Annotated in this window: 22 protein-coding genes and 2 pseudogenes; 11 read left to right on the top strand and 13 right to left on the bottom strand. The window is 62.1% G+C overall.

All coding sequences use genetic code 11. The annotated features are described in order from the left end of the window. Positions 1 to 44: 44 nt before the first annotated feature. Positions 45 to 1,448 carry a pyridoxal phosphate-dependent decarboxylase family protein gene (locus EFR00_RS06645; RefSeq protein WP_077989392.1) on the bottom strand — a complete coding sequence of 468 codons (1,404 nt, stop codon included), beginning with the start codon at positions 1,446 to 1,448 and terminating at the stop codon, positions 45 to 47. A 232-nt stretch (positions 1,449 to 1,680) separates the two neighbouring features. Next, positions 1,681 to 2,601, bottom strand: a complete 921-nt coding sequence (locus EFR00_RS06640) for a phytanoyl-CoA dioxygenase family protein (protein ID WP_077989391.1) — start codon at positions 2,599 to 2,601, stop codon at positions 1,681 to 1,683. A gap of 97 nt (positions 2,602 to 2,698) precedes the next feature. On the opposite strand from EFR00_RS06640, the gene EFR00_RS06635 reads away from it, so the two are divergent. The 3 genes from EFR00_RS06635 (at position 2,699) to EFR00_RS06620 (ending at position 5,867) form a co-directional block, all read left to right on the top strand. Next, positions 2,699 to 3,517, top strand: a complete 819-nt coding sequence (locus tag EFR00_RS06635; RefSeq protein WP_077989390.1) for a helix-turn-helix transcriptional regulator — start codon at positions 2,699 to 2,701, stop codon at positions 3,515 to 3,517. Positions 3,518 to 4,317: 800 nt separating this feature from the next. After that, positions 4,318 to 4,824 carry a GNAT family N-acetyltransferase gene (locus EFR00_RS06625; protein WP_077989389.1) on the top strand — a complete coding sequence of 169 codons (507 nt, stop codon included), beginning with the start codon at positions 4,318 to 4,320 and terminating at the stop codon, positions 4,822 to 4,824. Positions 4,825 to 4,919: 95 nt separating this feature from the next. After that, the gene (locus EFR00_RS06620) at positions 4,920 to 5,867 is read left to right on the top strand and encodes an ornithine cyclodeaminase family protein (protein WP_077989388.1); all 948 of its coding nucleotides are present in this window, start codon (positions 4,920 to 4,922) and stop codon (positions 5,865 to 5,867) included. 35 nt (positions 5,868 to 5,902) lie between these two features. Here EFR00_RS06620 and dapB read toward each other — a convergent pair whose 3' ends face one another. Together dapB and EFR00_RS06610 are read right to left on the bottom strand one after the other, a co-directional pair. Further along, positions 5,903 to 6,673, bottom strand: coding sequence for a 4-hydroxy-tetrahydrodipicolinate reductase (gene dapB, locus EFR00_RS06615; RefSeq protein WP_077989387.1), 771 nt, complete (start codon positions 6,671 to 6,673; stop codon positions 5,903 to 5,905). A gap of 170 nt (positions 6,674 to 6,843) precedes the next feature. Then, positions 6,844 to 7,059, bottom strand: coding sequence for a hypothetical protein (locus EFR00_RS06610; RefSeq protein ID WP_009995619.1), 216 nt, complete (start codon positions 7,057 to 7,059; stop codon positions 6,844 to 6,846). 297 nt (positions 7,060 to 7,356) lie between these two features. Between EFR00_RS06610 and EFR00_RS06605 the strand changes: the two genes are divergently transcribed. Next, entirely contained in the window at positions 7,357 to 7,830 is a 474-nt protein-coding gene (locus EFR00_RS06605; protein WP_009995621.1) for a VOC family protein, read from the top strand. Between the two features lie 57 nt (positions 7,831 to 7,887). Here the strand turns inward: EFR00_RS06605 and EFR00_RS06600 are convergent, their stop codons facing one another. Continuing rightward, positions 7,888 to 8,289 carry a GFA family protein gene (locus tag EFR00_RS06600; protein WP_009995622.1) on the bottom strand — a complete coding sequence of 134 codons (402 nt, stop codon included), beginning with the start codon at positions 8,287 to 8,289 and terminating at the stop codon, positions 7,888 to 7,890. Between the two features lie 223 nt (positions 8,290 to 8,512). On the opposite strand from EFR00_RS06600, the gene EFR00_RS06595 reads away from it, so the two are divergent. Then, the gene (locus EFR00_RS06595) at positions 8,513 to 10,393 is read left to right on the top strand and encodes an ABC transporter ATP-binding protein (RefSeq protein WP_077989386.1); all 1,881 of its coding nucleotides are present in this window, start codon (positions 8,513 to 8,515) and stop codon (positions 10,391 to 10,393) included. Between the two features lie 131 nt (positions 10,394 to 10,524). Here EFR00_RS06595 and EFR00_RS06590 read toward each other — a convergent pair whose 3' ends face one another. The 3 genes and pseudogenes from EFR00_RS06590 to EFR00_RS06585 form a co-directional block, all read right to left on the bottom strand. After that, positions 10,525 to 11,298: a phosphodiester glycosidase family protein gene (locus EFR00_RS06590; RefSeq protein WP_009993519.1), complete on the bottom strand. Its 774-nt coding sequence runs from the start codon at positions 11,296 to 11,298 to the stop codon at positions 10,525 to 10,527. Positions 11,299 to 11,611: 313 nt separating this feature from the next. Then, positions 11,612 to 11,785, bottom strand: coding sequence for a hypothetical protein (locus EFR00_RS32940; RefSeq protein ID WP_167482289.1), 174 nt, complete (start codon positions 11,783 to 11,785; stop codon positions 11,612 to 11,614). A 205-nt stretch (positions 11,786 to 11,990) separates the two neighbouring features. Then, positions 11,991 to 13,213, bottom strand: a pseudogene (locus EFR00_RS06585) (argininosuccinate synthase). Positions 13,214 to 13,338: 125 nt separating this feature from the next. On the opposite strand from EFR00_RS06585, the gene EFR00_RS06580 reads away from it, so the two are divergent. Next, positions 13,339 to 13,806, top strand: a complete 468-nt coding sequence (locus tag EFR00_RS06580; RefSeq protein ID WP_009994690.1) for an Lrp/AsnC family transcriptional regulator — start codon at positions 13,339 to 13,341, stop codon at positions 13,804 to 13,806. A 244-nt stretch (positions 13,807 to 14,050) separates the two neighbouring features. On the opposite strand, the gene EFR00_RS06575 is transcribed toward EFR00_RS06580, so the two are convergent. Next, complete coding sequence (locus EFR00_RS06575; protein WP_077989385.1) at positions 14,051 to 14,890, bottom strand: SDR family oxidoreductase; 840 nt, start codon at positions 14,888 to 14,890, stop codon at positions 14,051 to 14,053. A gap of 130 nt (positions 14,891 to 15,020) precedes the next feature. Here EFR00_RS06575 and EFR00_RS06570 point away from each other — a divergent pair, with 130 nt between their 5' ends. After that, complete coding sequence (locus EFR00_RS06570; RefSeq protein ID WP_038689642.1) at positions 15,021 to 15,398, top strand: winged helix-turn-helix transcriptional regulator; 378 nt, start codon at positions 15,021 to 15,023, stop codon at positions 15,396 to 15,398. A gap of 190 nt (positions 15,399 to 15,588) precedes the next feature. Here EFR00_RS06570 and EFR00_RS06565 read toward each other — a convergent pair whose 3' ends face one another. The 3 genes and pseudogenes from EFR00_RS06565 to EFR00_RS06555 form a co-directional block, all read right to left on the bottom strand. Further along, a complete protein-coding gene (locus tag EFR00_RS06565) occupies positions 15,589 to 16,587 on the bottom strand; it encodes a DUF808 domain-containing protein (RefSeq protein ID WP_077989384.1) in 999 nt (332 codons plus the stop codon). Between the two features lie 373 nt (positions 16,588 to 16,960). Beyond that, positions 16,961 to 17,771: pseudogene (locus tag EFR00_RS06560) on the bottom strand (hypothetical protein). A gap of 182 nt (positions 17,772 to 17,953) precedes the next feature. Next, positions 17,954 to 18,154 carry a hypothetical protein gene (locus EFR00_RS06555; protein WP_039623333.1) on the bottom strand — a complete coding sequence of 67 codons (201 nt, stop codon included), beginning with the start codon at positions 18,152 to 18,154 and terminating at the stop codon, positions 17,954 to 17,956. A gap of 262 nt (positions 18,155 to 18,416) precedes the next feature. Between EFR00_RS06555 and EFR00_RS06550 the strand changes: the two genes are divergently transcribed. After that, complete coding sequence (locus EFR00_RS06550; protein ID WP_077989383.1) at positions 18,417 to 19,862, top strand: adenylate/guanylate cyclase domain-containing protein; 1,446 nt, start codon at positions 18,417 to 18,419, stop codon at positions 19,860 to 19,862. A gap of 58 nt (positions 19,863 to 19,920) precedes the next feature. On the opposite strand, the gene EFR00_RS06545 is transcribed toward EFR00_RS06550, so the two are convergent. Continuing rightward, positions 19,921 to 20,562 (bottom strand): dihydrofolate reductase family protein, encoded by a 642-nt coding sequence (locus tag EFR00_RS06545; protein WP_077989434.1) that lies wholly within the window; start codon positions 20,560 to 20,562, stop codon positions 19,921 to 19,923. An 89-nt stretch (positions 20,563 to 20,651) separates the two neighbouring features. Between EFR00_RS06545 and EFR00_RS06540 the strand changes: the two genes are divergently transcribed. From EFR00_RS06540 to EFR00_RS06525, 3 genes are all read left to right on the top strand, one after another. Continuing rightward, the gene (locus EFR00_RS06540) at positions 20,652 to 21,173 is read left to right on the top strand and encodes a winged helix-turn-helix transcriptional regulator (protein WP_009993700.1); all 522 of its coding nucleotides are present in this window, start codon (positions 20,652 to 20,654) and stop codon (positions 21,171 to 21,173) included. Between the two features lie 359 nt (positions 21,174 to 21,532). After that, positions 21,533 to 22,204 (top strand): response regulator transcription factor, encoded by a 672-nt coding sequence (locus EFR00_RS06530; RefSeq protein WP_077989381.1) that lies wholly within the window; start codon positions 21,533 to 21,535, stop codon positions 22,202 to 22,204. Next, positions 22,201 to 23,547, top strand: a complete 1,347-nt coding sequence (locus EFR00_RS06525; protein WP_077989380.1) for a sensor histidine kinase — start codon at positions 22,201 to 22,203, stop codon at positions 23,545 to 23,547. The genes EFR00_RS06530 and EFR00_RS06525 overlap by 4 nt, the downstream gene beginning before the upstream one ends. The last annotated feature ends 12 nt before the right edge of the window (positions 23,548 to 23,559 follow it).

Raw genomic sequence — 23,559 nt, 5'->3', positions numbered from 1 at the left:
TGGGAAGGCGAACGGAACAGGATAGCGGCTACGCCGCCGTGGCATCACCCTCGGCTGACGCTCCTGAACGCAGCGATGATGCTCTCCGCCGCCAGTTCGGCCTGATCCGATGTCGTCTGGAAGTTGGTGACGGAGAGGCGCAGGACGTCGCGGCCGCGCCATTTGGCGCCACCGGCGAAGAGCATCCCGTCCGCCTGGATCTTTTCGATCGTCTTTCGCGTCAGCGCGTTGCTTTCGTCGTCCGGGCGATCGGCTCCGAAACGGATGACGAGCTGATTCAGCGCCACCTCGTTCAGAATGGCGATGCCGGGTTCGCGCGCGAGCCGGTCGGCCATCAGACGGGCCGAGGCGCAGCATTGGTCGACGAGGGCCTCGATGCCGTTGCGGCCGAAATGTTTCAGCATCGCCCAGGTGGCAAAACCGCGGGCGCGCCGCGAAAGCTCCGGCACGTAATGGGAGGGATCACGCTCGCCTTCGCCGGCGAGCGGCAGATAGCTTGCGGCGATCGTCATGGCGCGGCGATGGGCGAGTTCGTCGCGCACGATCGCATAACCGCAATCATAAGGCGTCTGCAGCCATTTGTGGCCGTCGGTCGCCCAGCTGTCGGCCGCTTGGATGCCGCGGCTGAGATGGCTCACCTTCGCCGATGCCTGCGCCCACAATCCGAAGGCGCCGTCGACATGCACCCAGGCGCCTTTCGCCTTCAGAGGCGGAATGAGCCTGACAAAATCGTCGAAAGCGCCGGTATTGATCTGACCGGCCTGAAGAACGGCGATCAAGGGGCCGTCGACCGCCTCGAGTGCGCCGGGAAGTGCCGCCGGGTCGATCCGGCCCATCGTGTCGGTGGGCAGGCGCAGTACACGGTCATGTCCGAGACCGAGGAACTGAAGCGCGGAGAAGACGGTTGTGTGAGCGTCGTCGCCGATCAGCACGGTGATCTCAGGTGCGCCGAACAGGCCGTCGGCATCCGCATCCCAGCCGACTTTTCGCAACACCTCGCCGCGGGCGGCGGCAAGGCAGGTGAAATTTGCCACCGTGGCGCCGGTCACGAAGCCGACCGAGCTTTCAGCCGGCAGTTTCAGGAGGTCGAGAAGCCACCGCGCCGCTATGGTTTCAACGGCTGCCGCAGCCGGAGCGGCGAAATGGTTTCCGGCATTCTGGCCCCAGGCGCTGGTGAGGAAATCGGCTGCGACACCGACCGGATGGGAGCCGCCGATGACCCAGCCGAAAAAGCGTGGACCGGTGGTTGCATGCAGTCCGGGTTCGGCGCCGTCGGAGAGCTGCCGGATGACATCGAGCATATCGGCGCCCGTCGCCGAAAGCGGCTCGTCGAAGACGGCAAGACAGGCGGCGTAATCGCTGCTTGGCACATGGCGGGCAAAGGCTTTTTCCCGAAACCCGGCCGCAAGCCGGGCGGCCTCCTGAAACAGAGTTGCGATTGCCGACATCGGATCCCCCGCGCCAACGGCTGCCGGCCCCTGACAGAACCTCCTCAAAGCAAGCTGTTGACGCAGGCAGTCTAGCCGATCTTGCCGACGCTGTCTTGGCGCTCCTCTGAACAGGCGGGCACCACGACCTATTTGCGAGGCATTCGGTCGGCAATCAGGAAATGGGCAGCGCCGAGATCCTGAGGGCGATTGGATGGGTGCAGGTCCGTTCGTTCCTGTGCGGCCGTCGTCGCTACAGCATATCCCCGAGGCTCCAGTGATTGTTCCAGCGGGCGTCGATTTCGTCATCGACGTTCTGGAAGCGGATGTCGGTGGAGAGGCGCAGGCGTCCGGCGGGATCCTGGTTGGTGGTGGCGGCGTGGATCATGTAGGGCGAATGCAGGACCACGTCACCGGCTTCGTAATCGGCGGCCAGCCAGCGGGTGTCGAAGCGTTCGGCCATGTCGGGCAGATCCTTCGAGACCCAGCCGCCTTCGGCCATATGGCTGTTATAGGCGCTGATCCGCTCCTCCGGCGAGAGATCGCCGCTGCGGCGTCGGAATTCGGCCTCCATGCCCCGCCCGATGGCGTGCGAGCCTTCGAGATAGACGAGGCCACCCATTTCGACCGGGATGTCGCCGATCGGAATCCAGGCAGTCACCAGCCGGTTGGTGCCGCCGCGGAGGTAGACGAGATCGTAATGGGCCGGAGTGGCCGTCGCCGTGCCCGGCTTGGTATAGCGCATCAGCTTGCGCTTATGGAGGTAGGAAATGCCTTGGAGAAAGGCGTCCATGAAGCGCACGAGCGGCGGCTGGGCGCAGAAACCTTCATAGGCGGCCGAGCGGACGATCGACATCAGCCGCCGGTCGGCCAGGCTCCAGTCGACGCCTTCGGCGGCGGCGATGCCGAGAGCAAGATCATGGCCTGGTGCCAGCAGCCCGGTTTCGGCAAGGCGGGAGAAGACCCAGCGGCGAAAATCGATCACTTCGGGGCGCGGCAGGAGGCCCTTCAGCCAGACGTAGCCGTCCTCCTCATAGCGGCGGCGGATGGCCTCGATACCGACAGCCGGGTCGGTCGGCTGAAGCGGGCCAAGCCTTTCCGCCGGGATCGTCCGGCCATGGGCGGCAAGGGAAAGATCGGTTTTTCGCGCCTCGGCATTTGCAGAAATTGACATTTCGCCCACCCATCGCTTGGATTATTGTGTCTCCAAATAGGCGATAAAAAGGACCTGAGGACATGGAGGAAAGTCATAGCTGGACTTTTCGCTCAATATGAGAGCGGCTGAGGCGATTTATCGGTCGCCGCTGGACGCGGCCGGCGGGCTTGCCGTCACCGGGAGCGGCAGACAGCATGCACGCCATGCCGTAATGAGGAGGAAGCTGCCGAGTTTTGCAGTGGTGCTGGTGGAGCGCGGGCAGGGTTTTCTGGAAACCGCCGCTGGCGGGCGCCGGCATATCGGGGCACCGGCGCTCTTCTGGCTCTTTCCCAATCGCCTCCATTCCTATGGGCCGGATGAGGCCGGCTGGGATGAGCGATGGGCGCTGTTCGACGGCTCGTTCACGCGTGATTTCGTGCGCCTGCACCTGATCGCCGAGCGGCAGCCCGTGGTGGCGCTGCGCCATGTCGAGGAGGTGGCGCGGCTCTTCGCATCTCTGCAGGCCGATCTCATCAACGACACCCCTCTCGGTCAGGCCTCAGCGGCATCGGCGCTGCATAACATCGTGATCTTGGCCGCAAAGGAGACGAGCGCTGCGGTGAGCGGACGCCAGGTTGATGCCGGCGACATCATCGAGACGTTGCGGGGGAGGGCGCTACAGCCGCTCGACCTTGCCGCCTTCGCCGTGGAGCACGGGATGTCGCCGGCCACGCTGCGGCGCAAATTCGTGGCTGAGACGGGTTTGCCGCCTAAGGCATTTCAGCTTCGGATCCGCATGGACCATGCCAAGCAATTGCTGGCCACCAGCGATGAAAAGATTGAAACCATCGCCGCCGGGATCGGCATCGACGATCCGTTTTATTTCTCGCGCCTCTTTCACGAGCGTGAAAGTTGCAGCCCAAGCCAATTTCGGGCGCGGTACCGGAGGATGTGAGCGTGTGGAATTAGCCGTTATATGAGGATCCCTCGCGTTAGCCGCGACACGTAGGATAAAATCGATCATTACGTGAGGTGATTTTAAATATTGTTAGCGATTTCCTGCTGTGTCTTTTAATCATTCCGGGTAACTTTAAAATCCATTGCCTTTTCTGTAAGTATCGCTCAAAGATATGGAAATATCATTCGCAGTTCTGTCAATGTCGTTCTGCCAATCAGCGAGGGATATGCACTGAGATATTTTGTTCTCTACGCGCTCGTGTGCTCGACGGTTGGGTTAGTCCTTCTCGTCGTCATCCATCAAATCGCGCCGTTCGACACGGACGGGTCGAACCATTTTGTCGCCGAGCGAATGATCGACGACACTGCGACCGGGACGGTCGGCAGTGCGCCGATCCGGCCGGATGACCTGGTCGTAGGATCAACTCCTGCGCCTGCCCCTCATCAACCGCCCGTTCAGCGGTCCGATCAATGGGACCTCCGGCCAACGAATTCGCCGGCGGAGGATCCATTCAATTCATCGGTTGCACGAAAGGGCGGTCGGGTGGGAACGCCGATGCAGTGAAGCCGAAGTCTGGTAACGCTGCTCATGCTTGTCTCCGGTTGCTGCGACTATCAAAGTGTACAGCCTAAAGAAAACGGTCGGCAATTTCAGGTTGCTCCATGCTTCGGTGCCGGCGACCTGAGGTTGGGCGTCAATACGGCTGCATTGCCGCATCACGATTATCGTACCGGCCTCGATTGCATTGGCCCCAACTGTCAGTATTGACAGTATCGGGTTGATTGCAGGAGGTTGCGATGGATGTGAGCTGTGTGACGATCAGGCTTATTGAGGCAGACGAGGTGGAGACTTTCCGGCGCATCCGCCTGGAAGCGCTTCGTGTGGAACCGTCCTCCTTTGCCAGCCGCCTCGAAGATTGGGAGGCTCTTTCGCAGGAAGAGTGGCGCAGTCGCTTGAATGAGCCGGTGTTCGTGGCGTTCCAGGACGGCGAACCTGTCGGCATAACCGGCCTGCTTCGGCAGCGCTCGAGCAAAATGTCTCATCGTGCGACGATCATCATGGTCTACATCAGCAAGAGCCTGCGCGGGACCGGTCTTGCAGGCAGATTGCTGGACGTGGTTGCCGATCATGCGCGCGCGACTGGGATTCGGCAGCTCGAACTTTTCGTCAGCGCGGAGAACCCCGCGGCAATTCGCTTCTACCAGCGCCAGGGCTTCTCGGAGGTCGGCAGGATTCCCGGTGGGGTGCTGGAGGAGGGCAGGGAGATCGATGACGTGATGATGGCGCGCCGTATCGTCGATTAGGCTTCACACAGGTTTCTTCGCGTAACGGTTTATCTCGCCTCTTGACCTCAACCGCGGTTGGGGTCGCAGGATGCGGCATGAGCGGGAGGTGTGCCATGACGAAAATTCTGAAAGACGAGGATCTGGTCGGCGGCGCTTTGATGTCCATCGCCATCGACGCGCTCGAGGCCGCGTTTCTCGCGAAAGCCTGCAATCGCTTGATCTCTCCGCCTCGGCATCATGTCTCGTTCCCCGATCGAGGCGATCTCGTTTTCACGGTCGGCGGCCTCATGGGCGAGAAACCGATCGCCGGTTTTCGCGTCTACGACACATTCAATGGGGCGGAGCATACGCAAATCGTCGCCGTGTGGTCGGCCGACGACGCCAAGCTCGAGGGCGTCATTCTCGGCGAGCGCCTCGGCAGTCTCAGGACCGGCGCCATCGGAGGGCTCGCCATCCGCCATCTCGGCGCGCCTGATGCCCGGAATATCGGGATCATCGGCAGTGGGGCGCAGGCGCGAACCCAGCTTGCCGCGGCGGCCGCCGTTCGCAATCTCGACCGCGCCCGCGTCTATAGCCGCGACGAGACAAATCGCGCAGCCTTCGCAAGCGAGATGCAGCAGGCCCTGGGGCTTGATGTGGAACCGGTCGACAGCGTCTCGAAAGCCGTTGATGACGCCGACATCGTCATCTGCGCAACCACGAGCCAAACGCCTGTCGTCCATGCCGGGGATTTGAAGCCCGGCGTGCATGTCACCACCGTCGGCCCGAAAACGCTTCAAGGATACGAACTCGGGTTGGATGTCGCCGATGCCGCAGCCGTAATCGCGACGGACTCCCTTGAACAGGCGCGCGCCTATGCTTCGCCGTTTTTCCTCACCGGCTCCGGCAACGATGATCGCATGGCCGATCTTGCCGACATCATTGCCGGGAAAGCGGCCGGACGGCGATCGTCCGAGGAGATAACGCTGTTCTGCTCGGTGGGTCTGGCTGGAACGGAAGTCGTTGTCGCGTCGGCGATACTCCGATCACCAGCCCTCGTCCTTCGGGGCACCTCAGGATGAAGGCTGATCGTGCGGGCAGTGTCTATCCGCCCTTCTCACGTCAAGCCCAGGACGTCCCGCATATTGTATTCGCCGGGCGCGCGCCCTGCGATCCAGCGGGCAGCGGCAAGCGCACCGCGGGCGAACATGCCGCGATCGAGAGCCGAATGCGAAAGCGTGAGAACTTCCTCGGCGGCGGCAAACAGCACCTTGTGTTCTCCGACGAGCCCGCCGGCGCGCAGCACGGCAAAGCCGATCTCGCCGGGCGGCCGCTCACCGGTGATGCCGTCGCGGCCGTGCCGCTCGACGGATGCGAGCGAAACGCCGCGTCCTTCGGCAGCCGCTTCGCCGAGCATCAGCGCCGTGCCGGATGGCGCGTCGATCTTCTTGTTGTGATGCGCTTCCAGGATTTCGATATCCCAACCATGGGCAGGAAGGGCGCGCGCGGCCTGAATAACGAGGCCGACCAGCATGTTGACACCGATCGAGAAATTGCCGGAGCGCAGGATCGGAATGGTGCGCGCGGCCTCGGCGATCCGCTCGACTTCGTCCGGCTCGAAACCGGTGGCGCCGATCACCAGAGCCGGTCCGCCCGCCGCGGCGCATAGACCGGCAAGTTCGGCGGCAGCAGCTCCCGTCGTGAAATCCAGGATCACGTCGGCGGCCGCGATCGCAGCCGAACGATCGATCAACCCGGCGCCCGCGGCGGCCTCACGGCCGATGCCGCCGACGAAGGCAAAATCCGGATCGGCTGCCAGCAGCGACAAGATGGCTCGGCCCATGCGGCCGTTCGGGCCGGCGACGGCTACTTTGATTGGTGTGGTCACGTTCTTTCCTAACTCAGGAGGGTGAGCGCTGGCGGAGGGGTTTTGTCGAGCTGGACGCAAATAAAACAGAGCCATGGTGTAGACAACGAGTAGGATCGGTATTTCCGCGAAGACAGCGATCAGAATGATGCCGGCGCCGGGCCCGGCGCCTTCTCGGGGCTGCCTGGCATCTACCAATTGCCGGGGTCGGCGGTATGATCGATGCTGGCAAACTCGTCAGCTTTATTCCGGTCCAGCGTGACCTCGGTCGTCACCTGCGTCTCGTCGGTGACCGAGTAGGTGTCAGGAATCGGCCCCTTTGATAATTCCTGATACAGAAGCAGAGCGGCCTCCTCGGCGGTATCGGCCTCGATCTCGCGGGTAATTGATACGGTGAACTTATGCATGGCTTCGGCTCCCGATGGTCGCGCAGGCATGGCAGTCTGACACGAGTTTTGTGTTGAAGACACAAAAACCACGCCGCGTAGAATTGGATTCAACTGGCGGCGCCGGGCTCGATTTCTATGCCGGCTCGGACTTCTGCCGCGTTGATTGAGGCCGCGGCTCGATGCGTTGCCAAGGCCAGCGCCGCCGATGCGGCGGCTCGATCCTCATCTGCAGGAAATATTCTGCATAGGCTGGAGATAGACGGTTCGGCTCTTACTTCAGAGGGAGCAGGAAACGAACAGCGAAAGGGGCCCGTGATGGCGAAGAATACGATTTGCGTATGGTACGACAAAGAGGCTGAGGCTGCCGCCCGCTTTTATGCCGCGACTTTTCCGGACAGCGCCGTCGGTGCCGTCATTCGTGCGCCGGGAGATTATCCCGAGGGCAAGCAGGGAGACGTGTTGGTTGTCGAATTCACTGTTGCGGGTATTCCTTGCATTGGTCTGAACGGCGGTCCTACGTTCAAACACAGCGAAGCTTTCTCATTTCAGATCGCAACCGAGGATCAGCAGGAGACCGACCGCTATTGGAACGCCATTGTCGGCAATGGCGGCCAGGAAAGCGAATGCGGCTGGTGTAAAGATAAATGGGGCGTGTCCTGGCAGATTACGCCGCGGGTGTTGACCGAGGCGCTGGCCGCAGGTGGCGACGAGGCAAAGCGCGCCTTTGATGCGATGATGACCATGCGGAAGATCGACGTTGCCGCGATCGAGGCCGCCCGGCGCGGCTGAGCCGGCCCGGCGCGGACGATCGGCGCCCCGGCCGAGGCACGTGCATGGCGGGGTTTTTCAGAACCAGAGATCGCGCACGCAGCGTCCCTGGGAGGGAAGGTCTTCGAATGTCTCAAGCCCATCGAAGTGATCGATGGGCAGGTCGGCGACGAGATCCGGGGGCGCAAGCCGAATGTTGACGGCCATGCGGCGGCGGCCATCCTTTTGAAGCCGCAGGCCGCGCCAGCTCAAGACGCAGGCGCAGGAGGGGCAGAACAGAATTTCGAGAGATGAGTTCTCCCTGCCGGCGCGGGTATAGGAAGCGGTCTGCCCGGTTAGAGCGATACGCTCACCCTCATAGTCATAGGCCCACAGAACGCCGTAGCGTCGGCAGAGGGTGCAGTTGCAGGCGGTAATCGAGCCGGGATCGCCCTCGAGCGTCCAACTCGTCTTGCCGCAATGACATGAGCCCGTCAGCATGCGCGTGCGTTCAACCTCTACGCCTCTTCACACGCCGCATCCTGCCTCAATCGGATAGTGACGGCAATTGGACATTGCGACGTTGCTTCCCGGGCCCGAGCCATCGCGATAACGTCCATTCGATCATCTTGAAATTTCTAATTGAGGTTGAGGCCGGAAGATGATCCCATCCGACCTGGCGTAGTTGAGTCCACGTCTCTTCCCCATTTGCTCCGGGTGGCCAATGTCGATCTCAGATGCGATCTATCGTCCTTTCGAAACCTGGATCAGGCCGCTCGATATTGCCTATCGACCGCTGCCGTCCAAGGGGCCCGTGGCCGTCCTTCTGCACTTCATTTCGATGTTTCGCGGCGTGCTGATCACACTTGCGCTTTGCTCCATGGTGTTCGAGGTGATCAACCTGACGATCGTCTGGGGGCTTTCGGTCATTGTCGATGGCGTGACGCAACAAGGTGCTGCCGCCTTCCTGGAGAAGGAATGGCTGCTGCTTGCTGTCCTCGGCTTTCTGATCTTTCCCGTGATGCCGATCGTTTCGTTCACGCTCAACACGCTGAGTTCGCACACATTGGGCATCGCCATGCCCGCTGCCATTCAGTGGCAAGGCCACAAGGCGGTGGAGCGGCAGGACCTTGCCTTCTTCCATGATCTCTATGCCGGGCAGGTTTCCTCGCGGCTGCAGCAGGTATCGTCCGCCGTCCAGCAGCAGATTCTTGCCGGCTTCCAGACCATCCCGCGCTTCCTGATGCAACTGGTCGGCTCCGTGATTCTGTTGAGCGCTCTGGCCTGGCAGCTTGCCCTGCCGGTCGTCCTATGGATCGCGCTCAACGTCGCATTCACCGCCAGGATCGTGCCTGTTTTCGTCGAGCGTTCGCGCCGCACCGCCAAGCAGCGCAGCATGGTGGCCGGGGCCATCACCGATCTCTATACCAACATGCAGATGATCAAGCAGTTTGCGGCCGAAGACAGTGAGGCAGGCGCAATCCGCCGCATCATTCAGAAGGCCGTGCAGACGCAGCACAGCGAGCAGCGCATCTATCGCTCGTCGGAAGTGACCGTCGTGGTTCTCAACACGCTGCTGTGGCTGGCCATGCTGTCGATCGGATTTTCCGGCCTCGTCAAAGGCTTCCTCACGGTCGGCGAGTTCGTCGGCGCGGTCTACATCCTCAACCGGCTGTCGTCGCAGATCTTCGTCTTCCTGCAGATGGGCCAGCAGATATTCCAGGCGATCGGCACGATCAAGGACGCCATGCCCGTCATGACCACGCCGCCGACGATCAGCGACCGGCCAGATGCGGGCGAACTTGCCGTGCAGCGGGGCGAGATCCGGTTTGAGAATGTCCGCTTCGCCTATAAGTCGGGCAAACCAGTGATCGACGATCTGTCGCTGACGGTGCGGCCGGGGGAGAAAGTAGGGCTGGTCGGCCTCTCCGGGGCCGGCAAGACCACGCTCGCAAATCTGCTCCTGCGCTTCTACGATATCAAGGCGGGCGCGATCCTGATCGACGGACAGGACATCCGCGCGGTCACGCAGTCAAGCCTTCGCCGCGCCATCGGCGTCATCGCCCAGGACGTCGCGCTGCTGCACCGTTCGGTCGGCGACAATATCCGCTACGGCCGGCCGGAGGCGACGCAGGAAGAGATAGAAAGGGTGACGAAGATGGCGAGCGCCGATGCCTTCATCACCGATCTTGCCGACAGCGAGGGCCGCAAGGGCTATGACGCCTTCGTCGGTGACCGCGGCATCAAACTGTCTGGCGGCCAGCGGCAGCGCGTCGCCATCGCCCGCGTGCTGCTGAAGGACGCGCCGATCCTGGTGCTCGACGAAGCGACCTCGGCGCTGGACAGCGAATCCGAAGCCGCAATCCAAGAAAGGCTCAACCTCGTCATGGAGGGCAAGACGGTCATCGCCATCGCGCATAGGCTTTCAACGATCGCCAGGATGGACCGGATCGTCGTGCTCGATCACGGGCGGATCGTGGAAGAGGGCAGGCCGGACGAACTGGTCGAACGCGACGGCCTGTTTGCCCGCCTGTGGAAACGCCAGACCGGCGGTTTCATTCCTGAAGACATCGACGATCCGTTGCCGGCCTCGCCGGCGATCTGATCGCGCACGGCGGTGATGGAAATCGCTGTCATATCTGCGTCCGCTTTCCGCCGTCGTGATCGATATCGATGTTCGGCCGAATGCAAAGGCCCGGATGACGATTGCGAGTCTCGATGCAATTTACCCGCGGGCTATTCCACCAGCCCGAAGATCGGGCCATAGCCGCCGTGCCACGACCAGTCGTTACGTCCCATCGCCGGACTGTAAAGGCCGACGCCGCGTCCGCCATCGAGAAACAAGGCGTCCGGACATTGCAGACGATCGCGGAAGAGCCGCGCGAAATCGTGAAAATTGACACCGTCTTCGCTGATCGCGAAGCGAACGGTCCCGTTCTCGCAGACACCGACACCGCTTCGCCGGGTGCGGTCCGTCGAACCGATGATGAAGATTGGATTGAGCCTGTTGGCGATGACAAGCATCGGGCCGGACTGGGTGGCGAAGCGCGCCTTGGGGGCGAGTTTGAGGAACGCGTCGGTCGGTAGGATACCGGCGCCGGCTTCGCCCAGAAAGAACACGCCGTTCGGCTTCTTGTAGAAATTCGGCACCTGGCCGGCGGCGCGTTCGGCAGCCGCCATATTGGCGGGTTTCAGTTCCCTGCCGTTCTCGACATACAGTCCCAACGGCGAAAAGTCGGCCCGGTACATGCCGGCATTGACGGCGAAAGTCAGCTTTCGCCCTTCGGCGCGAACGGCTTCGGCAAGGCTTGAAAAAGCGCGATAAGGCTCGCCGTCGGCGCCCTTCCAGAACAGACGCAGGTCGACCTTCCCCACTTCCAATGTGCAGACGACGTATTTCGCCTCATCGAAAGTCTCCTGTCCGCATTGCTCGGCTTGCGCGTGGTGCAGGGGCAATAGGGCTGCCAGCATCAAGGCCAGAGCGAGCATGCCAGGTTTCAGATAGGTCATATGGGTCAGGCATCCGATTTGCCGCCGCCGAGCTGGAATCCGATTTCCGCTCCGGCGGCACTGCGGGGCGTGGGAACTCCGTAAATATTGCAATAATCGCATTTCTGTGACCGGCAACCGGCAATTGCTGCTGGGTGGCCTCTGAATGCAAATATGCCGGCGCACTCGCTCCGCCGCGTCGAATGCCTTTTCGATGTGGTATCGGCGCTAACCGGTAGGTGAAGGCAGCGCGCCGATACTCTGTCACCCTCACTTGGTCTCCGGCAAGCAGATGGGGTAGGAACGTCAGCGGCAAAGAGCCCTCTGAAAATTACTACCAGGCGGTACGGGCCGTACCGAGGGCGGTTGTGTGCGAGGATGAAACCTGGGCGACGTGCGCCTTGAGCGACACGACGCAGTTTCCGGGATAGGTGAGCTTGTGCAGCGTCAAATGCTGGAGCAACGCTTCTGCGTCGCGCTTCTCGGTCAGCGGAAATGTCACAGTCATGCAAGTCCTCCAAACGACAAACTGAGCATCTGTAGAAAAGCTAATGCTCAGTTTCTTTTGCGCCGCAACAAGAAAATTTTAATCATAAAATTAAAATCGATTAATTCTGGGTGCCTGATGTTTAATATCGTTTGAAATTCTGCAGCGGCTACCAATCGGGTTGAACGGCGGCAGGAAGCGGTCGATCAGGCTTGCCGCTGCGAGGTTAGGAGCGGTGTCTTCCGTTACGGGCGGCCCAGTTTCTGAGGCGCAATCCGTTGAGCCTGATGAAGCCTTCGGCGTCGTGGTGGTCATAGGCGACCCGCCCTTCCTCGAAAGTGACGAGATCGGCGGAATAGAGCGAGGAAGGGGAGGCTCGGGATATGACCGAGGCGTTTCCCTTGTAGAGCCGGAGCGTGACTTCGCCGCTAACTAAGGCCTGGCTGCGGTCGATCAGGGCTTGCAGCATGTCGCGTTCAGGAGAAAACCAGAAACCGTTGTAGATCAGTTCGGCGTAGCGGGGCATGAGCTCATCCTTCAGATGCGCGGCGGCGCGATCGAGGGTGATCGATTCGATGCCGCGATGGGCGGCAAGCAGGATCGTGCCTCCCGGTGTTTCGTAGACACCCCTCGACTTCATGCCGATGAAGCGGTTTTCAACCAGATCGAGCCGCCCGACGCCGTGTCCCCGCCGCACTCGTTGAGATCGGTGAGCAAAGCGGCCGGCGTCATCGGCCTGCCGTTCAGGGAGACAGGGTCGCCGTTCTCGAAGCCGATCGCGACAATTTCGGGCTGGTCCGGAGCGTCGATGGGATCGACCGTGCGCCGATAGATGTAATCGGGTGCGATCTCCGCCGGGTCTTCAAGGACCTTACCCTCGGTCGAGCTGTGCAGCAGGTTGGCGTCGATCGAGAAGGGGGCCTCGCCACGCTTGTCCCTCGGCACGGGGATTTGATGCCTTGCGGCATATTCCAGCAACTGGGCGCGCGAGCGGATATCCCATTGGCGCCAGGGGGCGATGACCTCGAGTGACGGGTCGAGCGCATTGACGGCGAGTTCGAACCGGACCTGGTCATTGCCTTTGCCGGTCGAGCCGTGGGCGACGGCATCGGCTCCGACCTCCCGGGCGATGGCGACGAGGTGTTCGGCGATCAGCGGACGGGCGATGGAACTGCCAAGCAGGTACTGGCCCTCATAGACCGTGTTGGCCCGCAGCATGGGAAAGACGAAATCGCCGACGAATTCCTCTCTGAGATCGACGATGCGAATGTCTCGAACACCCAGCATCTTCGCCTTGGCGCGGGCAGTTTCGAGTTCCTCGCGCTGGCCGAGATCGGCGGTGAAGGTGACGACCTCGCACCCATAGGTCTCCTGCAGCCATTTGAGGATAATCGAGGTATCCAGCCCGCCGGAATAAGCGAGCACGATCTTTCCTATCTTTCTTGCCATTAGCTCTTCTCCACATCGATACGTGGAACGATAGGCCAAAGCTCACGCAATGAGATTGCGAAGCATCCCTGAAATTGTAAAAGATTGGCATGATATGCCACTAATGAATCTTATGGAGCTATAAAATGTCCGTCACCCTGGATGCGATCGATCGGCATATCTTGCGTGTCCTCCAGCGCGACGGGCGCATTTCGAATGTCGAGCTGGCGAGGGAGGTGGGGCTGTCGCCTTCGCCCTGCTTGCGCAGGGTGCGGCTGCTCGAAGAGGCAGGCATCATCGATCGTTATGTCGCCGTGCTCGACCCCGCAAAGGTCGGCGCGGGGCTGACGGTGTTTGCCCGCGTCTGGTTCAAGACCCAGGATGCCGAGGTGACGCTGCGGTTTGCCGAAGCCGTCCGGCGGTTTCCTGAAGTCATGGAATGCTACCTGACGACGGGCGAATGCGACGCCGTGCTGCGTATCGTCACCGCCGACCTGCACAGCTACTGGCGCTTCCAAGCCGATCATCTGACCCGCATCCCGAGCGTGCTCAGCGTCAAAACAGACGTGCCGATGGAAACGCTGAAGCGGAGCTGCGAGCTGCCGCTGCGGTAGGTGTCGCCGATTCCTCCAGCAATGTGGGTGGCCAGCCCCGCCCTTCGAGGCCCCTTCGGGGCGCCTCAGGATGAAGCTGGAGAGAAGGGCGCGCCTGAGACGGCTGGAGAAAGGGCGTGCGTGGTATTGCCAGGTGGGGCGGGTGGGAGAGAAGGCGCGTCGAATTCCTTGCCGTAATCGGATCGGTTATCCCCGGCTTCGCGGGCAGACGGCGGAGAACCGCCGTCTGCATGCGTCGTTCTGGTTACGCCGTCAACGCGGCGGCGTAATCGGCCGCATAAGTCTGCAGTGAACGCGGGGCGTTGCCGGTCAGCGTCTCAACATCGCCGTTCACGACGGCGGTCCAGCCTTGGCGGACGGGATAGAAGATCGAGGCGAGGAAGCTTGCGTAATCGGCCGGTACACCGGCGCCGGTGAGCATGTCGATGAAGGTTTCGTCGGAGACGGCGTTATAGGAGACAGGCTTGCCAATCGCTTCGGAGAGGATGGCGGCGCCTTGCGTATAAGAGAGCGCTTCCGGTCCAGTCAGATTGAAGGCCTTGCCGTCGAAGGACGAGGAGGTGAGCGCCGCCACGCCGCTTGCCGCGATATCGCGGGCATCGATGAAGCTCGACTTGCCTTCGGCGGCGGGAAGGGCGATCTGGCCGTGATCAATGCCGGGTTTCCAGAAGGTGTGGAAGTTGTCGGAAAACCAGTTCGGACGCAGGATGACGTAAGGCGTGCCTGACTTTTCCAGGGCAATTTCGACCTGGCGATAGGGGATGGAATCGTCGGCATCGACGCCGAACGCACTCTGGAGCACGACCTTGACCTTGCGGGCCGCGGCCGCCTCGATGACCGGCAGCAGCAGGCCTTTGGCATCGGCATGGCCGGAGGCAAGCAGCACATAGGCGCGATCGACGCCATCGAAGGCCGGCCCGAAGGTTTCGGGCTTGGCGTAGTCGAAGACGACGCCCTCGGCGCCTGCCACCGGCTTGCCGGCGCGGGAGGCGGCCTTGACGGCCTCGCCCTTTGCCAGGAGCCCGTCCACCACGTGCCTCCCCACGGTGCCGGTTGCGCCGATAACCAGAATCTTGCCGCTCATGTCATTCTCCATTGGTTTCTATTGGAAACTATCTTTCCATGGGATAGATACAGAGAAAATGGGATTGGAAAAGAGAGCACTTTTTTCTCACCTGGTTTCCTCAAGGAAACCAGGGACAAACCGGGAGCGGATGATCATGCCAGCGCAGGCCTATAATGTTTACGAGGATCGTTGTCCGACGAGGCTGGTACTCGACCGGCTGGCAGACAAATGGGCGCTTTTGATCCTCGACCGGCTGCGGGGCGGGCCATTACGCTTCAACCACATCCGCCGAGAGATCAAGGGCATATCGCAGAAGGTTCTGTCGCAAACGCTGAGAAAGCAGGAGCGCGACGGCTTGATCACACGCACCATCTTCCCGACCGTGCCGGTAACCGTCGAATATGCGCTGACGCCGCTCGGGCGCACCCTGACGGAGACCGTTTCGGCGCTCACCCATTGGGCGGAGAAGAACATGGACGCGATCCTTGCGGCGCAGCGTACCTATGATGAAAGGGATGCTAGTTGACGGGCGAGGCGTCACACTTGTCGGCCCGCGGTGAACGTGTCTCGGCCGGCAGTCAGGATGGCGCCGCGCCGCTGCTATAGCATGATGCCGAAAAGGGTGAGGCGGTTTTCGGACGACATCATGCTCTAACTCTTTAAACAGGGTTCAGATTTTAGGCCGACCGAGCCTAAAATCATCCTGTTCTAGCCCCTCATGCGGTCCTGATCCGGCGTAGGCGTGTTGAGCACCACTGCCATGCCGGCGCAACGACGTAGCCGACGGCCGGGATTGTCGCCAGCCCGATGAGGATGCCAACGAGACCTGAACCGGCCGCCTGAACCAGCCAGGAAAGCACGGCGCCGCCGGCCGGCACCGCATGGGCGATACCTTCCCCGGCATCGTGGAGGAGATGGCTCGGCCAGGCGAGGCCGAAAGTTTCGGCGCCGTGCACGATGATGCCGCCGCCGACCCAGATCATCGCCGCCGTCCCGATCAGGCCGAGCACCTTGAGAAGATAGGGCATGCCCTGCACGAGGCCGCGCCCGAGCATGCGCAGGAGCGCGCCGGCTTGAGAAGGGGAGGAGCGCTGGGCAAGCCAGAGGCCGAAATCGTCCGCCTTTACGATCAGAGCGACGACGCCGTAAACGGCAGCCGTGATCATGATTCCGACCAGGGCGAGAACCAGCGCCTGCATCGCCAGCCCCGACTCGGACAGGGAGCCGAGCGTGATCGCCATGATCTCGGCCGACAGAATGAAATCGGTCCTGACTGCGCTCGCGACTTTTTCGTCCTCGAAGGTTTTGGCATCGACGCTGATCGTCTCGAGCCCCGCCTCGTGTGAATGGGCGGCATGCGGCACGACGAGCTCGTAGACCTTTTCGGCACCTTCGTAGCAGAGGTAGAGCCCGCCGAGCATCAGCAGCGGCGTCACCGCTTGCGGCAGGAGGAGGCTGAGGGCGAGTGCTGCCGGCAAGAGGAACAGAAGTTTGTTCTTGAGGGAGCCGACGGCGATCTTCCCGATGATCGGCAGTTCGCGCGCCGCCGACAGGCCGGTCACATAACGCGGCGTGACGGCAGCGTCGTCGATCACGACGCCGGCGGCTTTGGCGCCGGCTCTGCCCGCGTGAGCGACGACATCGTCCAGGGAAGCAGCGGCCGCCTTTGCAAGCGCGGCAACATCATCAAGCAGGGCAATCAGGCCGACACTCACAAGCAAACCTCTCGTTTAGGGACATGGATGGCGAAAATAGACAATCGGGCGGCAGCCGGAAAGAGGTGCTGCCATGGATGGTTGCGGCGCGCGCTCGATCGAAACATTCTCCGGGGCGGTCGCGAGGGCTTGTCGGAGAGCGGCGGGCTGCAGTTTCGTCAGCCGGTCGATTGGCTTTGATCGCCAGGCCAAACAGCAATGCCGTCGGCTCCGGGCAGCCCGTCGCCGCGACCATCGCCGCGACAGCGGCAGGCGATCCGACAACAGCGACGATAGTATGTTCCATGATCCACTCTCGATATCGGAGCCGCTGGTTCGTTGCCGGATCAGCTCTAGCGGATTTCCTGTCGCGTGCAAGCGAGTTGGGCAGGTCTCATTCGACCTGGATATGAAGATGGTCGTCGTGGCGGGCGGCCCGGCAGCCCTGAAAGCTGACATGGGCGTCGGTGATCCCGAGCGCGTTCTTCAGGTGCGGTTCAATGAAGATCTTCTGCAGACCAAAGCGCGCGACCCCTTCCGTCGTCAGCCAGGCGACCGCCGCCGCGGTGCGCTGCTCCTCGATCCGGTAGGCCGGGAACAATGGCTGCAGCGCATCGAAATTCCAGCGGGTGGTGAGCCAGTCATGGCGACCCGCGCACGGCAGTTCGTCGCCCGGGCCAGGCTCCTCGAAAGCGAAATAACCGATCGGCGAGCGGGTTGCGCCATTCAAGAAGGCGCCATTTGCATCCTTGTAGTAATAGGCGAAATCAAGCTTCTTGCCGTCGGCATGCGAGAGATGCGGCAGCAGCGGGAAACCGTTGACGAAGGGGAAGTTCGCATCCAGCTGGACGGTGACGGTGCCGGGGAATTGCTTGTCCATATGGGCGGCGAGCGCCGCTGCCAGATCGCGAAGCTTGGGCGTGACGTAGTTGCGGTTCAGCGCGCAGTATTGGCGAGCGGACCACGAGCCTGTCTTCAACGCTTGGCAGGCAGGAGAGAGGAACGCGGCCGAATGCCGGTGCCGCAAACTGCGTGGCGACCGTCGCGGCGGCGTAGCACAAAAGGAAGAGCGCGAGCTTGGCGGGAAATCGCCTGAGGCCGCATATTCGCGCGGCGGCGAGGGCGATGAGATAGGCGATGCCGCCGATCTGGGTGAGCAGCGTCAGGATGAGAGCGGCGAGGGCGTGGATGATGAAGCGGAGCACCGGGCGGACTTGCGGAAGGAGGTTGCATTGCCTTAGGCGAGGGAGTGGAGATGTGCAAGGTGGGTGGGGAGTGCGGTTATTTCGCAGGGCCTCGACCTTCAAGCCGGGACCTGCGCGATCTGGCCGGCACCGGCACCGGCACCTAAGAGGTGTCCGCGCTCATCGAGAGAATATCGGATCTTTTAGTGGTCCAGCTGCTTCGACAGTTCGGCAAAAAGCCTGTCGCCGCGGGTGTTCATCTGGAGCAGATCGACCGCGACCGTGATGGCGCGGCGTCCCTCGACGCTGTCGATGTCGAGTTTCTTCTCGCCGCACCATTGCCGAACGGCATCGGTGACGATGGTTATTTCGTGGTCGTCGAGTGAGATGAGCGATAGGAGCAACGTCGTACCCTCCATAAAGCGGCAAGAGCACTTATGATCTCCCAAGCGGTCGCGCCGATGATGCGATGGGCGATGACGCTCACTCTACGCTCATTCCGCAGCAATGCTAGAGCTATTTTGGCGCGGTCGAGCCGGCCGCCCGGCGGGCGCTGCGACCGGCGCATCCAAGGCTGCCGAAGGCGGACGCACGGCCCGTTTTTTGCTATAGTTGCGGGAGCCGCCGTGGATCCCATGGCCTGGCCAATCGAGGCGCAGGTGTGAGATGATCGATGTTCGGGAACGACTCCTCGACAGCAAGATGACCGAGATGGAGCTTGCCCGGTCATGGAGCCCGCGCGTCATCTCCAAGTTCGAAAGCCTGATCCGCAGCGGCGACGATTTCTCGCTCTACCGCATCAATCCGCTGGCTTTTGCGCGCGATCACGCGATCTCCGAGGCCGAAAGCATCGATCTCTTTCTCCATGCGACGCGCAGCGGCCTGTTCGAGATGAGCTGGGACGTCGTGTGTCCCCAATCCGGCATGGTGCTCGACAGTTTTGGCGCGCTGCGGACGCTGAAGACCCACTATGTCTGCGGCCTTTGCGACGTCTCCGGCGAAACCGACCTCGACGACTTCATCGAAGTGACCTTCACGGTGTCGCCGCAGTTGCGCCGGCTGCCGTTTCACGATCCCGGCTCGCTTTCGGTCGAGGATTTTCACTGGAAGGCGCGGTTTCTGAGCGATGCGCGGCTGCCCGGCCAGCAGGCCCGCTTTGTCGATGTCCTCAAGGGGATGGTGCGCGGCCTGACCTTCCTGGCGCCCGCATCCGTCACGACGGTGAGGGCGGAGCTCGGTCCCGGGGCGCTCGCCGGCATTAACGTGCAGACGCAGGCGAGCTTTGCGCTGCCGGTGGCAGGCGAACCTGTGACGGCGCCGACGTTTCTGCGCATCGGATATGACGGGCAGCGGTTCTGTGCTTCGCTGCCGTCGGTGCGGCCCGGCCCCGTCATCGTCGACGTCGAGAACTCGGCGGCCATGCGAGGCTCGCTGCTGCTGATCAACTGGCCGCCCGAGATCCTGGCGCAGACCACCAAGCCGGTCCTCGACTTCGATCCCTATGTATCGGGCGGAATGCTTTTGGCGCGCCAAACCTTCCGGCGGATGTTTCGTTCCGAGCGCGTCGACGAAAGGGAGGGGCTCGGCATCCGCCAGGTGACGCTGCTGTTCACCGATCTCAAGGGCTCAACCGCAATGTACGAACGGCTCGGCGATCTCAACGCCTATGCGCTGGTGCGCGAACATTTCGCCTTGCTCGGCGCCACGGTGCAGGAGCATTCGGGCGCAATCGTCAAGACGATCGGCGATGCCGTGATGGCTGCCTTCTCCCGCCCGGCCGATGCGGTTTCGGCGGCGTTGCATATGCTTGGGGAAATCGAGCGTTTCAACAGCGAACATGGCGATCCCAGCATCATCCTGAAGATCGGCGCCCATTGCGGCCCGTCCATCGCCGTGACCTTGAACGACAACCTCGATTATTTCGGACAGACGGTCAATGTCGCTGCCCGGGTGCAGTCGCTGGCCGATGCCGGCGAGATCTGCATTTCCGAAGCGCTGTTTTCGGCACCTGGTGTCGCCCAGTTGCTTTCCGGCCACCGGCTGGCCGCCTTCGAGGCCCCGTTGCGGGGCGTCGAGGGAACGGCATGCGTATACCGAGTGATTCCGGGTTAGATCTGACGCGAGCAGGCGACCCTTGCGACCGCCTTGCCCGGACGGCCTGAGCCGGCAATTATTTCGCGAGCACGATATGGGTGGCGTGTTCGCTGGCGACATGTTCGGTGACGCGGAAACCTAGGTCCGGTAGGTCGATGCCTGAAAACATCGCTTCGCCTTTGCCGAGCACCACGGGGGCGACGGCAAAGTGCAGTTCATCGATCAGGCCGGCCTGCAGATATTGCCGCACGGTGCTGACGCCGCCGCCGATCTTCACGTCCTTGTCGCCCACGGCGGCCTTCGCCTTGTCGAGCGCTTCCTCGATGCCCCCGGTGATGAAGTGGAACGTCGTGCCGCCTTCCATGACGATCGGCTCGCGCGGGTAATGGGTGAGGATATAGGTCGGTGCGTGGTATGGCGGGTTCGGACCCCACCAGCCTTTCCAGGTATTGTCCGGCCACTCGCCGCGGATCGGACCGAACATGTTGCGGCCGAGGATGAAGGCGCCGAAATTGGCCATGCCGCGAGCGGCATAATCCTCGTCAACTCCTTGCGAACCGTCGTCCTTTCCCAGCATCGCACGGAAGGTGCGGGTATGGAAAAACCATTGAAACATCTCGGGTCCCCGCTTGCCGAGCGGATCCTGCAGGCTCTGTTCCGGACCGGCGCCGAAACCGTCGACGGAAACGGAAAACCCTGCAACGCGCACCTTGGACATGCTCTCCTCCATGTGATTGCAGTTTGAAACTAGTTGTGTTCTCCCATAAGCGATCCTATAGTGCAACTGGTTTCTACAGGAGATGCTTCGTGGATATTGAATTGCGGTCCGGCTGCCCGATCAACCTGACAATGGAAGTGCTGGGTGACCGGTGGAGCCTGATCATCATCCGCGACATCATGTTTGGCAACCGCCGGCATTTCCGCGATCTGCTCAACAATTCGGAGGAGGGCATCGCCTCCAATATCCTGGCGGCGCGGCTGAAACGACTGCTCTCGCTCGGCTTCATCAGCAAGCGGGACGATCCGAGCCACAGCCAGAAAGCGATCTACAGTCTGACGGAGCCGGCGATCCAACTCGTGCCCGTCTTCGCCATGATCGGCGCCTGGGGACGACGTCACCTGCCGGTGACGGAGGATCTCAGCATTCGCGCGCAGCTTCTGGAGGAAGGCGGACAGTCGCTCTGGGATGAATTCATGGAGGATCTGCGGCAGATCCACATCGTCGATCCGGTCGGCGGGGCGAACGGGACGGTGACCTCGCCGGTGCTGGCGCGGCTGACGGCGGCATTTCTGGAGGTGCGGGAGAAGTTGGCGGCTGGGGTGGCGTGATTTAGGCGAAGGGTCGGATGAGGGGGCCGCACGGCACGCCGTTGCTTCCACCTGGCAGCAAAAGCCAATTACGGTCAATCTCCAATTTTCGTTATCGTTCCTTGGGTTGAATTTCGTCTCTACCTCACGAACAAAATGATCAACGGCCCGGCCAGCAGGCTCGCGAGGATGAAGGTGGAGAGGAGATAAGTCTCCAGGAGGCGGAGGATGGATTTGAAATGGATCATGTCGAGGTCCTGAATTGTGGTGCCTGATCCTCGGGTGGAACAATTGCAGCAGCATGACCGGCTGCCTTTCAAGTTCCGCAATGTTGCTGCAACCCTTGCGGCCGAAACAGGGGCGTGAGGGTTGGTTGGGCGATGCGGATTCTGCTGATTGAGGATGAGAAGGAGCTGGCCGAAGCGCTGACTGCGGCGCTCGGCAAGCATGGGATCGTGACCGATCACACGGCGCATCTTGCCGATGCCGTGGAGCTGACGCGGCAGAACCCCTATGATGCGATCCTGCTCGACCGGCGCCTGCCTGACGGCGAGGGGCTGCGCTTCATTCCGGAACTGAGGCGGACCGGCAAGGATACGCCGATCATCGTGCTGACGGCGCTGAACGCGCCGAAGGAGCGGGTGGAGGGGCTCGATCTCGGCGCCGACGATTATCTCGGCAAGCCATTTCTGGTCGAGGAACTGATGGCGCGGCTGCGGGCCGTGCTGCGGCGGCCGCCGAGCCTTTCCGAGCTGAAGATCACGGCCGGGCGGATGGTGATCGATCCCCTGCATTTGAGCGTCACCGTCGGCGATATGCCGCTCGATCTGCCGCGGCGCGAGCTTCTGGTGCTCGCCGCGCTCGCCAGGCGCAAGGAGAAGACCGTGCTGCGCGCGACGCTGGAGGCAGCCGTTTACAATTATGAAGAAGAAATTCAGTCGAACGCCCTCGATGCCCATATATCGCGGCTGCGCAAGCGGCTTGCCGATGCGGGTGCGGAGGTTTCGATCCACAATATCCGCGGCGTCGGCTATCTCATGAAGGAAGAATGATGGGGGCAGGAAGCTCCAATCCATCGCTCTGGTGGCGGCTCAGCTGGCAGCTTAGCCTGGTCTTCGTCAGCGTGGTGACGGCCGTCATCATCGGTCTCTGCTTCTATGGCGCGGCGATCCTCTCTCCGAATGTCGCGCTGGAGGATCATATCACTGCAGTCCTGGCTCCGGCCGGCTCGCTCGATGCCGAGGGACGACTCGAAATAAGGAATACGCTGGAGCTTAACGCGCTCAAGCAGCAATATGACGGGCTCTGGTATGTCGCGGCGACGCCGAACGGCTCCTTTGTGTCGTACGGGACCATTCCCCCTGTTTACGCCGAGCTTGTACGTCTGACCTATTTGTTTGAAGGAGCCGATATCAGGGGATCGGCCGGCACAAACGAGATCGCATCGGTGGAAAGCGTCGAGACCGGTATTGGCGAGCTGCGTGTGCTCTTCGGCGGTGTCGCAGACAAGGGCTGGCCAATTTTCACGCTGATGGGCATCGCCTATCCGATCTATGTACCGCTGCTCGCCATTGCCTTGCCCGCGGTTTTCCTCACCGTTCCCAGGATCGTCCGGAGGGGCCTTGCCAGCGTCAGCGAGGTCGCCCGCAAAGCCTCGGAGATCGAACCGCGCCGCTACGATGCGCGCCTGCCGCTGGACGGGATTCCGAGGGAGATCGCGCCGCTGGTGATCGCCTTCAACGAGGCACTCGACCGGCTGGAAATCGAGTTCCGCAAGCGGCAGCACTTCCTGATGGACGCGGCGCACGAGCTGCGGACGCCGATCGCCATCATGCAGACCAGGATCGACGGGACGGCTGAGGGGCAGGACCGCAGGCGGCTGCTGGACGACGTCGCGCGCCTCGCCGAGACGGCCGAACAGCTGCTCGATTTCGAGCGCAACGGCCAGGCAACCGATCTCCATGAAATGGTCGATCTCGTCGAGATCGCCCGCGGCGTCGTGGCCGATCTTGCGCCGCTGGCGATCGGCGCCGGCTACCAGATCTCGTTTCAGAGCGAGGTCGAGAGCTTGAAACGCAAGGGCAGTCCTTCGGCGCTGCCGCGGGCCGTCAGCAACCTTGTGCGCAATGCCATCGACCATGGCGGCAACCGAGGCATGATCACGGTCGCAGTCTCGGATGCAGGCGGCGGGCGGATCAGCGTCACCGACGAAGGGCCGGGCATTCCGGCCGAGCACCGGGAACTGGTGTTAGAGCCCTTCTACCGGGTCACTCCGAAGAGCACGGGGGCGGGGCTGGGCCTCAGCCTCGTCAGGCAGATCGCCTTGAACCATGGCGGCGAGGTTCGCATCGCGAGCGCTGCCGCCGGCATCGAGGTGGCGATCCAACTCGGATGACGCCGGTTGTTT

Source organism: Rhizobium sophoriradicis (genome assembly GCF_003939025.1).
Classification (GTDB): Bacteria; Pseudomonadota; Alphaproteobacteria; order Rhizobiales; family Rhizobiaceae; genus Rhizobium; species Rhizobium sophoriradicis.
Note: the sequence above shows the minus strand (reverse complement) of the source record. Positions and strands in the feature narration are given on the sequence as shown.

What these genes read in the sequence shown, in the direction of transcription:
- EFR00_RS06645 (WP_077989392.1), bottom strand. Translation starts at nt 1,448, where the DNA reads ATGTCGGCAATCGCAACTCTGTTTCAGGAGGCCGCCCGGCTTGCGGCC.
- EFR00_RS06640 (WP_077989391.1), bottom strand. Translation starts at nt 2,601, where the DNA reads ATGTCAATTTCTGCAAATGCCGAGGCGCGAAAAACCGATCTTTCCCTT.
- EFR00_RS06635 (WP_077989390.1), top strand. Translation starts at nt 2,699, where the DNA reads ATGAGAGCGGCTGAGGCGATTTATCGGTCGCCGCTGGACGCGGCCGGC.
- EFR00_RS06625 (WP_077989389.1), top strand. Translation starts at nt 4,318, where the DNA reads ATGGATGTGAGCTGTGTGACGATCAGGCTTATTGAGGCAGACGAGGTG.
- EFR00_RS06620 (WP_077989388.1), top strand. Translation starts at nt 4,920, where the DNA reads ATGACGAAAATTCTGAAAGACGAGGATCTGGTCGGCGGCGCTTTGATG.
- EFR00_RS06610 (WP_009995619.1), bottom strand. Translation starts at nt 7,059, where the DNA reads ATGCATAAGTTCACCGTATCAATTACCCGCGAGATCGAGGCCGATACC.
- EFR00_RS06605 (WP_009995621.1), top strand. Translation starts at nt 7,357, where the DNA reads ATGGCGAAGAATACGATTTGCGTATGGTACGACAAAGAGGCTGAGGCT.
- EFR00_RS06600 (WP_009995622.1), bottom strand. Translation starts at nt 8,289, where the DNA reads ATGCTGACGGGCTCATGTCATTGCGGCAAGACGAGTTGGACGCTCGAG.
- EFR00_RS06595 (WP_077989386.1), top strand. Translation starts at nt 8,513, where the DNA reads ATGTCGATCTCAGATGCGATCTATCGTCCTTTCGAAACCTGGATCAGG.
- EFR00_RS06590 (WP_009993519.1), bottom strand. Translation starts at nt 11,298, where the DNA reads ATGACCTATCTGAAACCTGGCATGCTCGCTCTGGCCTTGATGCTGGCA.
- EFR00_RS32940 (WP_167482289.1), bottom strand. Translation starts at nt 11,785, where the DNA reads ATGACTGTGACATTTCCGCTGACCGAGAAGCGCGACGCAGAAGCGTTG.
- EFR00_RS06580 (WP_009994690.1), top strand. Translation starts at nt 13,339, where the DNA reads ATGTCCGTCACCCTGGATGCGATCGATCGGCATATCTTGCGTGTCCTC.
- EFR00_RS06575 (WP_077989385.1), bottom strand. Translation starts at nt 14,890, where the DNA reads ATGAGCGGCAAGATTCTGGTTATCGGCGCAACCGGCACCGTGGGGAGG.
- EFR00_RS06570 (WP_038689642.1), top strand. Translation starts at nt 15,021, where the DNA reads ATGATCATGCCAGCGCAGGCCTATAATGTTTACGAGGATCGTTGTCCG.
- EFR00_RS06550 (WP_077989383.1), top strand. Translation starts at nt 18,417, where the DNA reads ATGATCGATGTTCGGGAACGACTCCTCGACAGCAAGATGACCGAGATG.
- EFR00_RS06545 (WP_077989434.1), bottom strand. Translation starts at nt 20,562, where the DNA reads ATGTCCAAGGTGCGCGTTGCAGGGTTTTCCGTTTCCGTCGACGGTTTC.
- EFR00_RS06530 (WP_077989381.1), top strand. Translation starts at nt 21,533, where the DNA reads ATGCGGATTCTGCTGATTGAGGATGAGAAGGAGCTGGCCGAAGCGCTG.
- EFR00_RS06525 (WP_077989380.1), top strand. Translation starts at nt 22,201, where the DNA reads ATGATGGGGGCAGGAAGCTCCAATCCATCGCTCTGGTGGCGGCTCAGC.